Source organism: Streptomyces sp. NPDC079020, assembly GCF_044542225.1.
Taxonomy (GTDB): domain Bacteria; phylum Actinomycetota; class Actinomycetes; order Streptomycetales; family Streptomycetaceae; genus Streptomyces.
Window position 1 is genome coordinate 429709 of sequence record NZ_JBITUB010000004.1, and the last position, 16742, is coordinate 446450.

General features: G+C 69.5%; 13 protein-coding genes and 2 pseudogenes. 9 read left to right on the forward strand and 6 right to left on the reverse strand.

Annotated elements, in window-relative coordinates; translation table 11 throughout:
• Window positions 1–141: 141 nt before the first annotated feature.
• Window positions 142–1491, reverse strand: a complete 1350-nt coding sequence (locus ACIGJO_RS11455) for a hypothetical protein (RefSeq protein ID WP_399955509.1) — start codon at window positions 1489–1491, stop codon at window positions 142–144.
• 230 nt (window positions 1492–1721) lie between these two features.
• On the opposite strand from ACIGJO_RS11455, the gene ACIGJO_RS11460 reads away from it, so the two are divergent.
• The 4 genes from ACIGJO_RS11460 to ACIGJO_RS11475 all read left to right on the forward strand — a co-directional run bounded on the left by ACIGJO_RS11460 (window position 1722) and on the right by ACIGJO_RS11475 (window position 7730).
• Window positions 1722–2348: a response regulator transcription factor gene (locus tag ACIGJO_RS11460; RefSeq protein WP_399955512.1), complete on the forward strand. Its 627-nt coding sequence runs from the start codon at window positions 1722–1724 to the stop codon at window positions 2346–2348.
• A 132-nt stretch (window positions 2349–2480) separates the two neighbouring features.
• Window positions 2481–4526, forward strand: a complete 2046-nt coding sequence (locus tag ACIGJO_RS11465; protein WP_399955515.1) for an HYR domain-containing protein — start codon at window positions 2481–2483, stop codon at window positions 4524–4526.
• A gap of 184 nt (window positions 4527–4710) precedes the next feature.
• Window positions 4711–5493: a DUF4255 domain-containing protein gene (locus tag ACIGJO_RS11470; RefSeq protein ID WP_399955517.1), complete on the forward strand. Its 783-nt coding sequence runs from the start codon at window positions 4711–4713 to the stop codon at window positions 5491–5493.
• Window positions 5490–7730 carry an ATP-binding protein gene (locus ACIGJO_RS11475; protein WP_399955520.1) on the forward strand — a complete coding sequence of 747 codons (2241 nt, stop codon included), beginning with the start codon at window positions 5490–5492 and terminating at the stop codon, window positions 7728–7730. Before ACIGJO_RS11470 ends, ACIGJO_RS11475 begins: the two co-directional genes overlap by 4 nt.
• 57 nt (window positions 7731–7787) lie before the next feature.
• On the opposite strand, the gene ACIGJO_RS11480 is transcribed toward ACIGJO_RS11475, so the two are convergent.
• The 4 genes and pseudogenes from ACIGJO_RS11480 to ACIGJO_RS11495 all read right to left on the reverse strand — a co-directional run.
• Entirely contained in the window at window positions 7788–8342 is a 555-nt protein-coding gene (locus tag ACIGJO_RS11480; RefSeq protein WP_399955522.1) for a M23 family metallopeptidase, read from the reverse strand.
• Between the two features lie 414 nt (window positions 8343–8756).
• On the reverse strand, window positions 8757–8966 hold the full coding sequence (locus tag ACIGJO_RS11485; RefSeq protein ID WP_399955525.1) for a hypothetical protein: 210 nt from the start codon (window positions 8964–8966) through the stop codon (window positions 8757–8759).
• A 28-nt stretch (window positions 8967–8994) separates the two neighbouring features.
• A pseudogene (locus ACIGJO_RS11490) lies at window positions 8995–9690 on the reverse strand (IS5 family transposase); the annotation flags it as partial.
• Between the two features lie 101 nt (window positions 9691–9791).
• Window positions 9792–9923 (reverse strand): annotated as a pseudogene (locus ACIGJO_RS11495) (ADP-ribosylation/crystallin J1); the annotation flags it as partial.
• Between the two features lie 337 nt (window positions 9924–10260).
• Here ACIGJO_RS11495 and ACIGJO_RS11500 point away from each other — a divergent pair.
• The 3 genes from ACIGJO_RS11500 to ACIGJO_RS11510 all read left to right on the forward strand — a co-directional run bounded on the left by ACIGJO_RS11500 (window position 10261) and on the right by ACIGJO_RS11510 (window position 14757).
• Window positions 10261–11964: a sensor histidine kinase gene (locus tag ACIGJO_RS11500; RefSeq protein WP_399955720.1), complete on the forward strand. Its 1704-nt coding sequence runs from the start codon at window positions 10261–10263 to the stop codon at window positions 11962–11964.
• A gap of 74 nt (window positions 11965–12038) precedes the next feature.
• Window positions 12039–12692: a response regulator gene (locus ACIGJO_RS11505; RefSeq protein ID WP_399955531.1), complete on the forward strand. Its 654-nt coding sequence runs from the start codon at window positions 12039–12041 to the stop codon at window positions 12690–12692.
• 787 nt (window positions 12693–13479) lie between these two features.
• Entirely contained in the window at window positions 13480–14757 is a 1278-nt protein-coding gene (locus ACIGJO_RS11510) for a cytochrome P450 (RefSeq protein WP_399955534.1), read from the forward strand.
• Between the two features lie 100 nt (window positions 14758–14857).
• Here ACIGJO_RS11510 and ACIGJO_RS11515 read toward each other — a convergent pair whose 3' ends face one another.
• A complete protein-coding gene (locus tag ACIGJO_RS11515) occupies window positions 14858–15157 on the reverse strand; it encodes a hypothetical protein (protein WP_399955537.1) in 300 nt (99 codons plus the stop codon).
• Between the two features lie 224 nt (window positions 15158–15381).
• Between ACIGJO_RS11515 and ACIGJO_RS11520 the strand changes: the two genes are divergently transcribed.
• Window positions 15382–16251, forward strand: a complete 870-nt coding sequence (locus ACIGJO_RS11520; RefSeq protein ID WP_399955540.1) for a helix-turn-helix domain-containing protein — start codon at window positions 15382–15384, stop codon at window positions 16249–16251.
• Entirely contained in the window at window positions 16248–16490 is a 243-nt protein-coding gene (locus ACIGJO_RS11525; RefSeq protein ID WP_399955543.1) for a DUF397 domain-containing protein, read from the forward strand. The genes ACIGJO_RS11520 and ACIGJO_RS11525 overlap by 4 nt, the downstream gene beginning before the upstream one ends.
• Window positions 16491–16742 lie beyond the last annotated feature (252 nt).

The window sequence follows — 16742 nt, forward strand, 5'->3', positions numbered from 1 at the left end:
AGGCACCGGGTGACGAACCGCCCGCGCGCACTGTTTGCGTGCCTGCGTGCCTGCGTGCCTGCGTGCCTGCGTGCCTGCGTGCCTGCGTGCCTGCGTGCCTGCGTGCCTGCACCGCCCGCCCCGCGCAGCGTCCCGGGCGGTTCAGCCCGCGGAGTCCGGCCGCATCGTGCCGCCGAGGAACAGCGACTCGGAGCATCGGGAAGGCGCCGGGGCGCCCACCGGCTTGCCGACCTTCCGGCAGTCGATGGTCATGGTCACCTTGCCGCCCGCGGGCACCAGGATCGGTGTCACGAAGTGGTAGTCGGAGTCCCGGAAGTTCTCCAGCCCGAGGCTCAGCACGCGGTTGTCCTTTCCGGCGGAGACGGTCACCGTTCCCGCGTCCCCCTGCGGGTTCTGCACCACGATGTCGGTCAGCTGGAATGTGTGCCCGTCCGGTACCTCCAGCGCCGTGGAGGTGTTCGAGCCGCCGCCCACCGAGTCCCTGACCCGTACCTGGGCGCTGGTCGGGGCTGCCGCCGAGGCGCCGTCCCCGGGAGCGCCGTCCCCGGGAGCGGCGGGGGCCGGTGACGGAACGGGCTTCGACGCTCCGCCGCCCGTGCCCGCCCCTGCGGAGTCGCCGCCGCCGGAGCCCGCCCCGGCCGGGTCGCCGCCCTGGTCCGGTGCCCCGCTCGTGTCGGCCGCCGCCGCGGAACGTAGCGCCTCGGGCGTGACCGCCTCCCGGGCCGCCGACTTCACGGCCGGGCGCAGCAACGCGTACCAGAGACCGACCAGGGCGATCAGCAGCACGGCCGCGGTGATGAGCGCCCGGGGCAGCCAGCGCGGAAGGACCGGGTCCTGTTGGTAGGAGCCGTCGACGAGGACCGGTTCCACCGCCTCTTGGCCCTCGGCCACCTGTGTGGCGGCGTACACCTGGAAGGAGTGCGTGACCGGCGTACCGCGCCACATCCGCTTGGCCGGCCGCACGCGCAGCTTCCCGAACTCCGCGTGCCCCGGGGCGATCCGGAGTTCGGACGCGGCGAAGGCGACGCTCGCGAGTTCCGAACCGGGCCGGGAGCCGAGCCGCACGGTGACCGGTGTGTTCCCCCGGTTGTCCACGGCGAGCTGGTGCCGCCCGCCGCGTGAGCCGTGCGAACCGCGCGGCACCAGTTCGGCGGTCGTTTCGGTGAACGGCAGTACCGTCACCCGGCCTTCGGGAACCACGGTCCCGTCCGGCGTGCCGGCGGGCACCACCCGGATCCCGAACGGGGTCTCGCCCGCGGGTACGGTGGAGTTCCGCGGCGGCCGCAGCATGAGCGATACGGTCCTGGAGTCGCCCGGGTACAGGGACAGGACCGCCGGTTCCACCGCGGACCAGGCGGCACAGTCGCCGACCACCTCGAAGCGGTACTCCTCGACGGTCCGGCCGGAGTTGAGGATCTGCAGGGGCAAGGCCGTCTCCTCGCCCGGTGCGGCGGCGACGGACGACTCGTCGAGACTTGCCGTGAGACTCATACGGCGGACCGTAAGGTCGATGGCGGGGGCAGGCATCGGCTGTGAAGGAACACTTTCGGGCAGATTTACTGCCCGTAACAACCTTTTAGTTTCCTCTTTGGTAATCAAGGGAATCTTCTGACCGCCTCATAGCTCATGAGGCTGACGAATGCAGCGGTGAGGCTTTGGGCATGCTGTGAAGCTTGGGCGTGCTGTGATGCTTACGGCTGTTGCCCAGGGGGAGCATTGCCATGGAGCGGATCACTGTCGCGTTAAGAGCCCAAGATCCAATTTCTCAGGCGGGTGTGGCCAGCCAATTACGGGCCCGTCCCGAGGTCAGCGTCACGGATTGGGACGAGGCCGGGGAATCGCCCCAGGTCGTGGTCGTGGTCGTGGACACGGTCGACGAGGACGTCCTGAGAACGCTGCGTCACATCCAGCGTACGAGCAGCGCCCGCGCGGTTCTGGTCACCACGGACATCGATGAGCAGAAGCTGGTGAGTGCGGCGGAGTGCGGGGTCGCCGGTGTGGTCAGGCGTTCCGAGTCGACGCCGGAACACCTGGTGCATGTCATCGGGACGGTGGCTCGCGGTGAAGGCCATCTGCCCTCCGACCTGCTCGGACGCCTTCTCGAAGAGGTCGGCAGGCTCCAGGGGCAGGTGCTGGGTCCGCGCGGACTCCACTTCACCGGGCTGGCGGCGCGGGAGGTGGACGTGCTGCGGCTGGTCGCCGAGGGTTACGACACCGCGGACATCGCGACGAAGCTCGCCTATTCGGAACGCACGATCAAGAACGTTCTCCATTCGGTGATGACCCGTCTTCAACTGCGCAATCGCTCCCACGCGGTGGCGTATGCGATGCGGCAGGGCCTTATTTGATCTTCCCGTTCCGCCGCATTGCCTCAAAGGGCAGTGACGGCTTCCCGTGGAATGGGCTCGCTTTCCACTGCGGGTGCCCGGTTCGTACGGGACCGTGCGAACCGGTCGGGTCGGGTTCGGGGGAGGAATTCCGTGCGGTGGTTTCAGCCAGGAAAAGGATCACGCGGGCCGGCCGGACCGCGTCGTGCGTCGGCGCTGGTCCTGTTCCTGCTGGCCGCCGGACTGGCCCCCGCCTCGGGAGTGACCGGGGTGGCCACGGCCGTACCGGTGCCCCCTGACCCCTGGGTCACTCCGGCGAGCCTGCGCGAGGCCCTCGACCCGGGCGGCTCGACGGGCGTGGACAAGCGGGTGCGTACGCCCGCGATCCCGCCGATGCCGGAGGTAGTGCTGCTGGTGGACGGCACACTCAGCATGGACGGTGCGATCACGAACCTTCAGGAGAACGTCAGCGTCATCACCGGCAAGATCCTGGGCGAGCAGCCCAAATCGCGCTTCGCCGTCGCCACGTTCGGCGACCAGGAGGGCGATGTCGACGCGGGATTCAAGGTGCTCCAAGGGCTGACGGACGATCTCGGCGACGTGCAGACGGGCGTGAACGGCCTGAGGTTCGATCTCGGCCAGAAGAGCCGGGGGCCTTCCGAGGACTGGATCAACGGTCTGTGGCAGATCGCCAATGGGTCGGGCGGCACGACGGTGTTCCGCGAGGGTGCAAGTCCCGTCGTCGTCCTGGTCAGTGACGCCTCCAGCCACGCGCCCAGCAATGGCCACACCATCGACGACACGATCTTCGATCTGCAGGACAAGGGCGTCCGGGTGATCGGTGTCGAGGTGGACACCTCGATCGGCGATGGCCTCAACGGCAACGGCGACGCGGGAAACCCGAAGTACGTCGAGAATCCGCCCACCGAGCGCGGACAGGCCACACGCATCATCAACGCCACCGACGGTCGGCTGCTGGAAGGTATTGACGAGAACAAGGTCGCCGACGCGATCATCGAAGGCTTCAAGAACCTCCCCGTCTCCGTCGGCTACCGCCTCGACAACTGCGACCCGCACCTCACCGTCGCGCTGGATCCGCCCACCCGTCGGCTGACCAGCGGTGAGACCGCCGAGTTCGCGGAGACGGTCGACGTCTCGGCCGACGCACCGCAGGGCACCACCCTCACCTGCACCGTTCAGTTCCTGCTGGGCACCCAGGTGCCGGGGACGGACACCATCGGGCCCACCGCCGAGCCCGATCCGGACTTCCAGCAGCAGATCAGCATCGACGTGAACGACATCAACGCCCCGGTCGTCACCGTGGACGACCGTACGGCGAGGGCGAAGGACGACGACGGGGTGCGGATCAGCTACACGGCCACGGCCGCGGATGCCCAGGACGGCACGCTGCCGGTGACCTGCACACCCGCGTCCGGCTCGCTGTTCCCGGTCGGGAGGACCACGGTCACCTGCTCGGCCACGGACACGGCGGGGAACACCGGTACGGACACGGCGGAGTTCGAGGTGCTGGAGGCCCCCGTGCCGCCTTCCTCGGACCTCGCGGTCAAGGCCGATGTCCGCCCGGACCGCACGTATGTCGGTCGCCCGGCCCGCGCACACTTCACCCTCACCAACGCCGGCCCGGACACGGCGACCGGGGTCGTCATCGGCGCGACCTGGCCCAAGCCCTCCAGGGCGAAGGACCGCAGCCTGCCGTCCCTGAACCGCTGCACGGCGGCCAAGCCGTGCACGATCCCCGCCGGCGGCCGGATCGAGGTGACGCAGACGGGTACGTACCGGGCGGCCGTCACCGGGAACGTACGGGCCTCCGTGCGTGGCACGCTGCCCGACCGGCGTACGGCGAACAACAAGGCCACGGACCGGCTGCGGGTCCTGAAGCCCTCGCTCACCGTCACTCCGCAGGTGGCCAGACCGGGACAGCCCGTACTGGCCCGGGGCAAGGACTATCCGCCGGGCGAGACCGTACGTTTCACGTGGAACATCGGCATCACGGCCGACCGGTCCGGTGTGCGGGTGGGCCGCGACGGCACCTTCGAGGTGCAGATGCTGGTGCTGCGCAAGGACACGCTCGGCCCGCGCGTCCTGCGGGCGGACGCACGCGACCTTCCCCGCCTCCGGAAACCGGTCCTGGTCGTCCAACGCAACCTGCAACCACCGGACTTCGCGGGACGCTCATGATCTGCGGGACGGTCCTGAGGGGCGGGACGGGCGGGACGGGCGTGACCTGCGCGACGGGCGTGACCTGCGCGACGGGCATGACCTGGACGACGGGCATGACCTGGACGACGGGCATGACCTGTACGACGGTCATGACCTGTACGACGGTCATGAGGGGGACGAGCATGTTGAGGGCGGTCGCCGGATGATCCACGAGGTCGACGACGTACTACGGTCGCTGATCCGGGCAGAAGTGCTCGAAGGCGGTCAGATCTCGGTCGTCTTCGATGCGCCGACGCGGGAGTGGGCGGCGAAGGTCAACGCGCCCATGGTCAACCTCTACCTCTACGACATCCGAGAGGACATGAGGCGCCGCGAGCGCGGCCTGCACAACGAGTACGACGAGCGCGGCGCGGTCGTCGCGCGCCGCCGTCCGCCCCGCTACTTCAAGCTGTCGTACCTGATCACGGCGTGGACGAAGCGCCCGGAGGACGAGCACCGGCTGCTGTCCTCGCTGCTGGCGTGTCTGCTGTGCTACGAGGCGCTGCCCCCGGAGCGGCTGGCCGGCTCACTGGCGGAGATCGGGGCCGCCGTACCGATGTCGATCGCGCTGCCGCCGCCCGAGGACCGCTCGTTCGCGGACGTGTGGAGTGCGCTGGGCGGTGAGCTGAAGCCCTCGCTGGACCTGGTGATCAGCGTCCCGGTGACGGCCTCGCCGAGATACGAGGCAGGTCCCCCGGTGGGGGACGAGGGACTCCAGGCGCGGTTCGGCGACATACCCGCCCAAACCGAGGGCGAGACGCAGGACCAGCCCGGCCGCAAGGGGCTGCCGGTGTACGGGTCCCGCCCCGGCCGTCCGGCCCGCCCCGGCCGCGAGGAACCGGTGGCTTCCGGCACGGCGGGGGCCCGGCGGGGCCTCTCGCTCCGCATCACCGAGAACCGTGATTCCCAGGACCGGGACGGCCGTACGGAGGACAGCACCGCATGACGACCCCGGCCGACCCCGGCCCCGTACCGTCGGCTACCCCTGCCCCTGCCCCTGCCCCCGTGGTCGCGTCGGCCGATCCGAGCCTGCGCCACCTGCTCGCCCGAGCGGTAGCCGTCGAGCAGCGGGTACGCCGTGCGGTCGAGGCCCGGCAGCGCACCGATCCCGACCCGGACGACGCGTTCCGCGGTCTGTACCTCACGGACGAGAACATCGTGAGGCTGCTGGACGAGAAGGCGGTACGCGGGTTCCCCGATCCGGTCGCGGTGGCTCCGGAGTCCCTGCACGTCCCGGAGGGCTCGGCTGTTCCGGAGGGTCCGCCCGTCCCGGAGGGCCCGGGAGCCTCCGTCACCCCGTTCGGCCCGTCCGCCCCCGCCGCCCTGTCCGCCCCGTCCGTCCCCGACGCCCCCGCGCGGCCCGCGTCCCGGCTCACCTCCCTGGCAACCGAGTTCGGGCTCACCCCGCTCGACATCGAGATCCTGCTCATCGCCCTCGTACCGGACCTGGACGACCGCTTCGAGGCGTTCTACGGCTACCTCAACGACGACGTGACCCGCCGCCGCCCGTCCATCGGCCTGGCCCTGGGCCTCTGCGGCTCGACCCCCGCCGATCAGGCGGCACGCGGACGGCTGTCGGCCCGCGCCCCGCTCCGTGAGGGCAGGCTGCTCCTGGTCGAGGACCTGGACCGTCCGTTCCTCAGCCGCGCCCTTCGCGTACCGGACCGGGTCACCGCACATCTCCTGGGCGACGACACCCCGGCCCCACGCCTCGCCGACCTGCTGGCCCCCTGGCACGCGGTGGCGGGCGTGGGCGACCCGGGACCACTGGCGGGGGTCCTGTCCGACGGCGTTCCGCTGGCCTACCTCAGCGAGGACCAGGGCGGCGCGGGTACGGCGCTGGCTGCCTCCGCGCTCAGCCTGGCGGGCCTCGGGGTCCTGGGCCTGGACCTGGCCCGGCTGGCCGAGGACCCCGCCCCGGCCGAGGCGGTACGGGCGCTGGTCCGCGAGGCGCGACTGACCGGGGCGGGCCTGGTCTGCGCCCCGCTGGACGCGGTCTCCCGGGAGCACCCGCACCTGCTGAGGCTTCTCACCGCCACCCCCGTACCGACGGTCATGGTCGGCAGGGTGCCGTGGGACGCGTCCTGGTCGGCCACCCCGCCGCTGCTCCTGCACGCCCCACGGGTGGAGCCCTCGGCGCGCGGGACCCTGTGGACGGACGCGTACCGGGACCTGGCCCCGGCCCCCGTCCCGCCCACGATCGACGCGGACCACCTGCTGGCCCCCTTCCTCCTCACCCCGGAACAGGTCACGGGCGCCGCGCACAGCGCCGCCCGGACGGCCCGCCTCAACGGCGGAACCCTCACCGCCGACCACGTACGCCAGGGCGCCCGCGCCCAGAACGCGGCCGGCCTGGACCGCCTCGCCCGACGCATCGAACCTGCGGTGACCTGGGACGACCTGGTTCTCCCGCCCGACGCCCACGCCCAGCTACGTGAACTCACCGCCCGCGCCCGGCACCGCGACCGGGTTCTGGGGGAGTGGGGCATGCGCCCGGGAGGCGGCCGGGGCCGCGGCGTCTCGGCCCTCTTCGCGGGCGACTCCGGCACCGGCAAGACGATGTCGGCCGAGGTGATCGCGGCGGACCTGGGCCTGGACCTGTACACGGTCGACCTGGCGACGGTGATCGACAAGTACGTGGGTGAGACCGAGAAGAACCTGGAACGCATCTTCACGGAGGCCGCGGGCGTGAACGGCGTCCTGCTCTTCGACGAGGCCGACGCGATCTTCGGCAAGCGCTCCGACGTGAAGGACGCCCATGACCGCTACGCGAACGTGGAGTCCGCGTACCTCCTACAGCGCATGGAGTCCTTCGACGGCCTGGCCATCCTCGCCACCAACCTCCGGGCCAACCTGGACGACGCCTTCACCCGACGCCTGGACCTGGTCATCGACTTCCCCGTCCCGGACCCGGACCAGCGCCAGGTCCTCTGGGAACGCTGCCTGGGCCCGCTGCTCCCGAGGGGCAAGGACCTGGACCTGGCCTTCTGCGCGGAGAACTTCGAGCTGGCGGGCGGCAACATCCGCTCGATCGCGGTGACGGCGGCGTACCTGGCGGCGGACACGGGCGGCGTGGTGACGATGGAGACGCTGATCCACGCGATCCAGCGGGAGTACCAGAAACTGGGCCGGCTGACCCTGGCCTCGGAGTTCGGGCCGTATCTGGGGCTGGTGCAGGGGTGAGGGCTCCGGGCCGTCACGCTGACAGGGGGCCCGTGAGCCAGGGGTGCGCCGGGGCTGTCAGGCCCGAGTGTTGACGCTCACCGGGGCGGTTCCGGTGTAGGGGGTCCAGCCCTGGAGCGTGGCGGGGATACCGACCCGGGTGTTGCAGTCGATGACCTGGAAGTGCAGGTGCGGCGCGGTGGACGCCCCGGTGCTGCCCGACCAGCCGATGATCCGGCCCTGCGGAACCCAGTCACCGGTGTTGTAGATCGCCCGGTTGAGGTGCGCGTAGTGGGTGCACTGGCCGTTGGAGTGCCGGATGATGACCTCGATGCCGTTCTGCCAGTACGGCGACCAGTCCGACACGAGCACCGTGCCGCCCTGCGCGGCGGACACCTCGTAGTTCGCCGGAAGCCCGAGGTCCCAGGCGTACTCGTTGTACGGGCCGGTGTGCGAGTACGTGCCCTCCGGCCCCTGGGTGACGGTGTACGCCTCACCCGCCGGGTAGGGAAGCTCGTAGTAGTAGTCGACGGCCGCGGCGGGAGAAGCCCCGAGCAGGCCCAGCCCCACGGCGGTCAGCGCGGCGCTCGCTGTGGCAGCGAACCGGTACAGAACACTTCTCGCACACAGCATGATGCGTCTCCCGTTCCAGGTGCCCGGCGTGGGTCGATCAAACGAACGTGTCATCAACTCGACGTCCATGAAAGGGGGTTGCAGGATTCGGCAGATGCGGTTTGCCTCCCTTGAGAGCACCCCGGAACGCTTCGGCCTCCACGAGGGGTGACCACGCCGACGATGACCCTGTTCCCGCGTGTGCCCTTGCGCGGACCGTTTCCTGCCACCACCGTGGACGGGCGGGCTAGGTGACCGGAGATCATCGCCGTACCGTGACGGGAGTCAGCGTGACCGCATTGATCGACCACTCGATGGGCGGCTCCGTCATCCGGCGGACGTCGGCACCCGCGCCGCAGCGGGTGCGCGGAATCCTCGGGGCGCTTCGGGTTCCCGCGTCCGGCCTGTCTCGGAGCCTGTCGGGTGGCCGGTTGATTACGCTGTGATGAGGTCCTCGATGGTCTTGGTTCGGGCGGTCTTGCGGTGGGATTCATGGCTCCACCGTGATGGCTGACCGGCGAGCCGGACGAGCATCAGGCGGATCATCGCCACCTTGATCATGGCCTCGGAGGTCGCGGTAAGCCGTTCGTAGTCGCGGGCCGGCCGACGGTTTCGGACCAGCCAGCCGAGACTTCGCTCCACCACCCAGCGGCGGGGCAGGACGCTCCACCACCCAGCGGCGGGGCAAGACCTTGAAGCCTTTGACGTCGTCGGTCCGCTTCACGATCTCCACAACGATGTTCAACGTGTCGTGGGCCCATGAAAGCAGCGTGGAATCAACGGAGTTGGCGTATCCGCCGTCGGCCCACACCAGGCTGACCGTGCGGAATCCCTTTGCGAGACGGGCCAGGACGATGCGGCCTCCGGCGCCCGGTCCTGCAGGGACGCGGAGGTGACGGCAACCGACCAGCAGCAGGCCCATCGTGTCCACGATCACGTGTCTCTTCCGCCCTGTCGTTCGCTTGCCCGCATCGAACCCACGCGCCTCGCCGCCCTCGCTGGTCTTGATCGACTGGGCGTCGATCACGGCGGCCGACGGCTCGGGATCGCGTCCGGCCCCGACCCGGACCTGGTGGCGGAGCTCGTCGTGGACGCGGTCCCAGGTGCCGTCCCGCCGCCACTTGGTGAACCAGCGGTGGGCCGCGTCCCAGGGCATCAGATCGCGCGGAAGCATCCGCCACTGGCAGCCCGACCGCAGCACGTAGAAGAGCGAGTCGAGCACCAACCGGTCCCCGTACTTGCGCACGCCGCCGCCTCTTCGCAGGTCACGCACGGGAAGAAGCAGCTGGATGATCTCCCACATCTCATCGGTCAGGCTGGACGGATAGCATGGGCCGCTGACGGCCTCGGAGTTTTCGCACTGGCACACACCACGTGATCATTCCGGGGTCGTCGCCATGCCCGGAGGGCAGATCGCGACCGTCACGCTTCACGCATAACCGGCCGCCCGACAGGCTCTGAGGCTCATGTGAGGACCGGGTAGAAGATCGGCTGTTCGGGCAGCCGGGGCGGCCAGGCACGCCAGTCGAGCTCGCGGACCAGGTCCAGTTCCCCGGGGCCGGTGGGCCGCCACAAGGTCGTCACCGCTCGTCGGCCGGTCATCCGTATCGCTCTTTGAACGTAGGCCGCTGGTACGGCGGGGCGTGGGACCGGACGATACCGGCACCGCGAACCGGGCGACCACGCGGTTTCCACGTCCTGGCGGCCCCGTGAAAAGCAGGTACCGGACAGCTCCCGGCCGAGGCCGGTGGGGACTTTCGTCGTTGGCCGTCGCGACCTATGGCCGGCGCAAAGGGGGTCGAGAGGGTCTTAACGTAGCCAGGTGACTCGTGTGGAATCTACGGCCCCTGACGTACCGGCTCGCCAGGCACTGGCGGGGTGGCTGCGTTCGGCGACCCTGCGGGCGGCTGCCCCGGGCAGGGCTCTCCTGGCCCCCGGAATGTGGTCTCCCTGGCGCATCGTGGGCGAATCGCTGCTGAGCGTAGTGGTCGGGCTGCTGGGAGCAGGTCTCGCGGCCCTGGACCACGGCGGCACCGTACGGATCGCTGCCGCCGGGCTGGCGATCGCAGCGCTGTCACTCCTGCGCCGGACGCTGCCCGCGACCGTGCTGCTGGTGGCCGCCGGCGGTTCTGTCCTGTTCGGCGCTCTCGCTCCGCTGGTCCTTGTCGCCGCGTGGTCGGCGGGGCGGCGGATCGACGGGGGCGGCAAGGCCGTCGCCGCTTTCGCCCTCGCATACGTCCTCAACGTCGGCCTGGCAGTCGTGCAGGCGCTGCCTCACCTCTCACTGTCCCGCTCGGTCTTCGGCGTTCTGTGGCCGCTGGTCGCGATCATCGCGCCCGGCCTGGCCGGCCTCTACAGGGCGCAGCACCATACGCTGGCCGACACGCTCCGGGAGTACGACGCCCAGCAGCAACGTGAGCGCGCGATGATCGCCGGGCAGGCCCGGGCGCGGGAGCGTCAGCGCATTGCGCAGGACATGCACGACAGCCTCGGCCATCAGCTGGTGCTCATCTCGGTGCACGCGGGCGCGCTGGAGGTGGACCGCGAGCTGACCGGACGGCAGCGGGAGGCGGTGGGGGTGCTGCGCGAGGCGTCGGTGGCCGCGATGCACGAGCTGCGCGAGGTGGTACAGGTGATGCGCGACGGTAGGGAGGTCCCAAACGAGGACCGCACCGCCCCGGGCGTCGCGGCTGCGGCGGAGGACATCACGGAGCTGTCGCGCGGGGTGGCGGGCATCGAGGGCCTGGTGGGAACGTCCCGGAGCGTGGGCGCCGCCGTGGAGCTGCGGCACTCCGGCGTGCCGTGCCCGCTCCCCCCGACCGCCGATCATGCGGCGTACCGCATCGTCCAGGAGGGCCTGACCAACGCCCACAAGCACGCCCCCGGCGCGCCGATCACCGTCGAGCTGCGGTATGAGCCGGACTCGCTGGTGGTGGAGGTCGCCAACGGACCTGCAACCGGGACGACGGACAACGGCCGGGGCGTGGTGAGCGGAGGCCAGGGGCTGACCGGGCTCGGTGAGCGGACCCGGCTCATCGGGGGCATGGCGCACGCGGGCCCGACGGCGGACGGCGGCTTCCGGCTGGCGGGCGTGCTGCCGTACACATCGCCGGAAGGCGGTGTCCCGAGCCCCGCGCCCGGCAACGTGGCGACGACGTTCGTCGATCCAACAGGCGCCTTTTGGCAGCAGACCCCCGGGGACTCCTCGGGCGAGGGTGGTCCTGTCATGAACGGGAACGCCCTGAAGGAGCTGGCCAAGGCAATGAGCAGGAAGAACGGAAGCGGCATAGCCATCGGCTGCGGGTTGGCGGTACTGATCCCTCTGCTGCTGGTGATCGCCGCCGTCGGCGTCGGGGGATACGTCCTTCTGGACAAGGCGGAGAAGGCCAGGATCGAGCCGAAGCAGTACGACGCGGTGAAGGTGGGCCAGTCCGAGGCAGAGATCCGCAAGCAGTTGCCCAAGGAGAACCGCTTCGTGACCGACGGCCTGGAATCGGGTGCGCCGCCCGTGCCCAAGGGCGCGGAGTGCCTCAGCCTGACGTCCACGGAGTCGAGCGGCAAGCCAAACATGGAGCCGGTCTTCCGGTTCTGCTTCAAGGACGGCAAGTTGATTGAGAAGAAGTCCTTCGAGGTGACTAACTGAGAAATGCCGGGCGCTCGGTCAGGGATGATGGCGAGTGACCGCAGGCAGATACTCCAGCACCGCGCAGGGGATTCATGATCACCGTTCTCGTCACGGATGACGAGCCGCTCATCCGGGCAGGCGTCAGGATGATTCTCTCCTCCGCCGACGACATCGAAGTCGTCGGCGAAGCGGAGAACGGCCGTGAGGCGGTCGAACTGGCCCGGACCCGCCGCGTGGACGTCGTGCTGCTGGATATCCAGATGCCGGTCATGGACGGACTGACGGCGCTGGCCGAGCTGCACCGGACCGTGCCTGACACGCGGGTGCTGATCCTGACAACCTTCGGGGAACAGCAGAACGTACTGCGCGCACTGACCGGGGGCGGCGTGGGCTTTCTGCTCAAGGACTCGGCGCCCGCGGAACTCATCCGCGCGGTCCGGGCCGCCGCGGCCGGAGACGCGTACCTGTCGCCGGGTGCCACCCGCCGTGTCGTGGACTCGTTGGCGTCCAGCCAGAGCGCTCACCGGGCCGAGCAGGCCCGCCGCCGGCTGGACTCGCTGACCAACCGCGAGCTGGAGGTCCTGGCGCTTCTGGGTGAGGGCCTGTCCAACGCTCACGCCGGGCAGCGGATCCATATGAGCGAGGCCACAGTCAAATCGTATGTGAGCCGGATTCTGACCAAGCTGGACTGCGAGAACCGGGTGCAGGCCGCACTGCTGGCACGAGATGCCGGCCTGGGAACCTGACCACACCACTCGATGACGTTGTGGGCCCAGGTTAGCCTGGGCCGATGTCCGACAACTGTGTACCACCGGGCGGCTCGGGAGGCGAAGAGCCCGGCGCGGTGGAGGCCCGCGCGGTGGAGCCCGGCGTTGAAGAGCGCGGCCCTGGAGCCGGGTTGCCCGCGACCCTGCATATCGCCGGGCTCGCGCTGGTGCGGACGGAGAGCCCTCCATCACTGGCCCGCTGGACCGGGTACTTTCCGGAGCCGGCAGGCGCGGACCCGGCCGGTGCGAGTCTGGTGATGGAGCCGGCCGCCCCGCCGGACGAGCCGGCCCTCCGGCTCGCTCACGACGTGGTGAGCCGTTTAGATGTCTTCGTCGGCCAAGCCATGGAGTACTGCCGCACCCGACTCCGGGAGCGTCAGTTCGAACTCACGGCCGAGGAACTGGGCTGGCTGGACCTGGGCGATCCGCTTTGCCGAGAGCCGGTTCCGGCTGGCGGATCCGTACGGAATCCTCGTGACCTTCGACGGAACACGGCCTGTCGACGTCCAGGGCCTCGACGACGAGCAGTGAACCCGCCCGTCGCCCCTCGTCCGGAGTTCCCTCAGAGCCTGTCGGGTGGCCTTCGATCGGCGAGTGGACGCGGCATGGTGCGTGCGATTCCAAGGCGCCGGTATGGCCTCGTAGCGGAGCTACCAGGGCATTTCGGCACGCCGGAAACGTGCGTGCCAGGGCGTGGCCGCCCGATCAGAGGTCACCCGACAGGCTCTCAGCCGCCCGAGCGGTGGACGCTGTTCGAGGTACGGGCGTGAGCGGGTCCAGCCCCCGAACCCCCGCACCGGACGTCTTCGACCCGAGGCAGTACGCGCGGGGCATCCCCCACGACCGCTACCGCCACCTGCGCGATCACCACCCCGTCGCGTGGCAGGAGGAGCCGGAGGTACTGGATTGGCCCGCGGGCCCCGGATTCTGGGCGGTCACCCGGCATGAGGACGTGGTCCGGGTCCTGAAGGACTCCTCCACGTACTCCTCGTACCTCGGCGCCACCCAGATCCGCGACCCCGACCCCGCCGACCTGCCGTTCGTCCGCCGCATGATGCTCAACCAGGACCCACCGCACCACCGGCGACTGCGTACGCTCGTCAGCCGCGCCTTCACCCCCGGGCGGGTGGACCGCTTCGAGGCGGCTGTCCGGGAGCGCGCCCGTTCCCTGCTCGACCGGGCGGTCACCGAGGCGCGGGGCGGCGATGGCACCTGCGACCTCGTCACCCAGGTCACCGACGACTACGCACTGCTCAACCTGACGGACCTGCTGGGGGTACCGGACAGCGACCGGGGCCTCCTTCTCCACTGGACCCAGCGGGTCATCGGCTACCAGGACCCCGACGAGGCGGGGACACCGACACTCGGCCCGGACGGCAAGCCGGTCAACCCGCGCTCTCCGGCGTCACTGCGCGACATGTTCGACTACGCGCACGAGCTGGCCGCACACAAGCGCCGGAAGCCTGCCGACGACGTGATGACGGCCCTCGCCAAGGACCCCGAACTGACCGTGCCCGAACTGGAGATGTTCTTCTTCCTGCTGGTGGTGGCCGGGAACGACACGGTACGCAGCGCGGCCCCCGGCGGCCTGCACCTGCTGGCCCAGCACCCGGATGCGTACCGCCGCCTGTGCGACGGCGAGGTGGGGTTCACCACCGCCGTGGACGAACTGCTCCGCCGCCATCCCCCGGTCCTGTCCTTCCGCCGCACTGCCCGTCAGAACACGACTCTGGCCGGCACGCGCATCCGTACCGGCGACAAGGTGGTCGTCTTCCACGCCTCGGCCAACCACGACGAACGCGTCTTCCCCGACCCGTTCACCCTGGACCTGGCCCGCTCCCCGAACCCGCACATCTCTTTCGGCGACGGCCCTCATGTCTGCCTGGGGGCGCACTTCGCGCGGTTGCAACTACGGGTCCTGTACGAGGAGACGTGCCGCGCGTTGCCTCCGGGCACATTCCACCAGGCGGCCCCACCGCGCCGCCTGGTGTCGAACTTCATCAACGGGTTGAAGGCGCTGCCTGTGCGGGTGGCCGATGTGTGAGAACTCATGGATCCGCGAGTCCTCGGCCCTCTCAGCATGTGGGTCTGGCGTGGACGGCATTTGGGAGGGAAGTTGTCTCCACCTCCTGCGGCGGCGTCAGCTACCCGTCCAGTGAAACGGGGCGTACCCAGATCAGTCGTGGACGGGTCGCCTTGTCCGGGCTGAAGTACCGCAGTGCGGCCTCCGGCGAGCGGAGGCTCATCCGGGTACTGCCGTGGATGCCGACGACCTCCGCCCGGTCTTCGAAGGCCAGCCCCCACGCAGCCACCCATGCATCCTCCCGTTCACCGAGTTCCTGGACGACGGCGAACATCCGTGGTGCCGAGTCCATGACGAGGTCTTCCAGGAGGATCTGGAAATCCTCCGCCACGAACGGCGCGCACTCGGCAGAACCGGCCACGTCGTGGGGTGGTCCTGTGGGCTGCTGTGATGCTGAGTGCACGTCAGGCCTCTCCGTCGGGCAACTTGTTGTTGAGTCTAAATTTGCATTCAACAGACCACTAGTCGCTCAAACAGGTGATGTGCCAGAGCGTCCTTGCAGAGGGGCATCACCATGAGGCAAGCAGGTACTTCAACCGAGCGCGAGACTCAACAGCCGCGCCGAGTTACGGGAAGGAGTGTGCGGTGACGGAGACATCCAGCCCCACGGTGTGGCGGCGGTGGTTGGCCTTCGAACTGAGCCGGCTCAGGAGGCAAGCGGGCCTGGACCAGCGGGAGGTGGCCAAGGCGCTGCGGTGCACCGTGGCGAAGGTCTCCTACTACGAGAAGGCTGAACGTCCAGTCGTTGTGCGCGACCTGGACGAAGTGCTGTTGCCTCTCTACAACGTTCCGGAAGAACGCTGGGAGGACTACCTCGGAGCAGCCAAGAACGCTCGCCAGAAGGGCTGGTGGGAGAGGCTCGACGGGAACCCGGTGCCGAGCTGGTTCTCGTTGTTCGTTGGGCTGGAACAGGGAGCCTCACAGATCCGCGCTTACGAGAGTGAAGCTGTTCCCGGGTTGCTCCAGACCCGGGCGTACGCCGATGCCATCACGCGTCGCGGAACTGCCGAGCGGGCCGACGCGGATGTGGAACGACACATCAACCTGCGCATGACCCGACAGACTGCGCTCAGCCGGGACACTGAACCACTGCGTCTTTGGACGGTCGTCAACGAAGCCGTACTGCGCAGGGTGGTCGGCGGTGCGGCGCTCATGAGGGACCAGCTCATTCACATGGCCGAGATGGCCAAGCACCCGAAGATCACGGTGCAGGTCCTTCCGTACTCGCACGGTGCTCACCCCGGCATGGCCGCAGGCCCGTTCCAGATCCTGGGGTTTCCCTGGCCGGCCGATCCGGGCGTCGCGTACGTGGAGCACCGGGCTGGAGCCCTGTACCTCGAAGGGGCCCACGAAATCGATGCGCATAATGTGGCCTTCGAACACCTGGTAGCGCTCGCTTTGAGTCCGGACGCGTCGATCAAGATGGTGCGAGACATCGCGGAGGAGTACACATGAACAGCTTTGACCCTGCCGATCCACACGCCGTGTTGGCGGATGCGGCATGGCGGAAGTCCAGTTTCAGTGGCGACCAGGGCGCCTGTGTGGAGGTCGCGCCCTTGAATGACGGTCGCATAGCTGTCCGCAACAGCAATCACCCTGAAGCGGGCGTGGTCTTCTTCACTCGGGCCGAGATGGATGCCTGGATCAGAGGGGCTAAGGCGGGAGAGTTCGATGACTTGGGGACTGCCGGATGACGGGCTGGCCGATCGCCGGTCTAGGACCGACCGCACAAGGTTGTTGTCTGGTAGACCCACCGGTTGGACACGAAGCCCTTTGACGGTGTGGCAGGTGACGCCAAGGCGACGTGACGCTACGGAGGCCAGTCACTCCAGGGGCGAGAATCGGTTTGCGACCATCTGCCTTCAGCTTATGCAGCCGTTCCGGTGTAGGGAGTCCAGCCCTGGAGAGGGCGGGGATAACTACCCGGGTGTTGCAGTTGATGACCT

Coding starts and splice junctions, on each gene's coding strand:
- ACIGJO_RS11455 (WP_399955509.1), bottom strand. CDS start 1,491: ATGAGTCTCACGGCAAGTCTCGACGAGTCGTCCGTCGCCGCCGCACCG.
- ACIGJO_RS11460 (WP_399955512.1), top strand. CDS start 1,722: ATGGAGCGGATCACTGTCGCGTTAAGAGCCCAAGATCCAATTTCTCAG.
- ACIGJO_RS11470 (WP_399955517.1), top strand. CDS start 4,711: ATGATCCACGAGGTCGACGACGTACTACGGTCGCTGATCCGGGCAGAA.
- ACIGJO_RS11475 (WP_399955520.1), top strand. CDS start 5,490: ATGACGACCCCGGCCGACCCCGGCCCCGTACCGTCGGCTACCCCTGCC.
- ACIGJO_RS11480 (WP_399955522.1), bottom strand. CDS start 8,342: ATGCTGTGTGCGAGAAGTGTTCTGTACCGGTTCGCTGCCACAGCGAGC.
- ACIGJO_RS11500 (WP_399955720.1), top strand. CDS start 10,261: ATGTGGTCTCCCTGGCGCATCGTGGGCGAATCGCTGCTGAGCGTAGTG.
- ACIGJO_RS11505 (WP_399955531.1), top strand. CDS start 12,039: ATGATCACCGTTCTCGTCACGGATGACGAGCCGCTCATCCGGGCAGGC.
- ACIGJO_RS11525 (WP_399955543.1), top strand. CDS start 16,248: ATGAACAGCTTTGACCCTGCCGATCCACACGCCGTGTTGGCGGATGCG.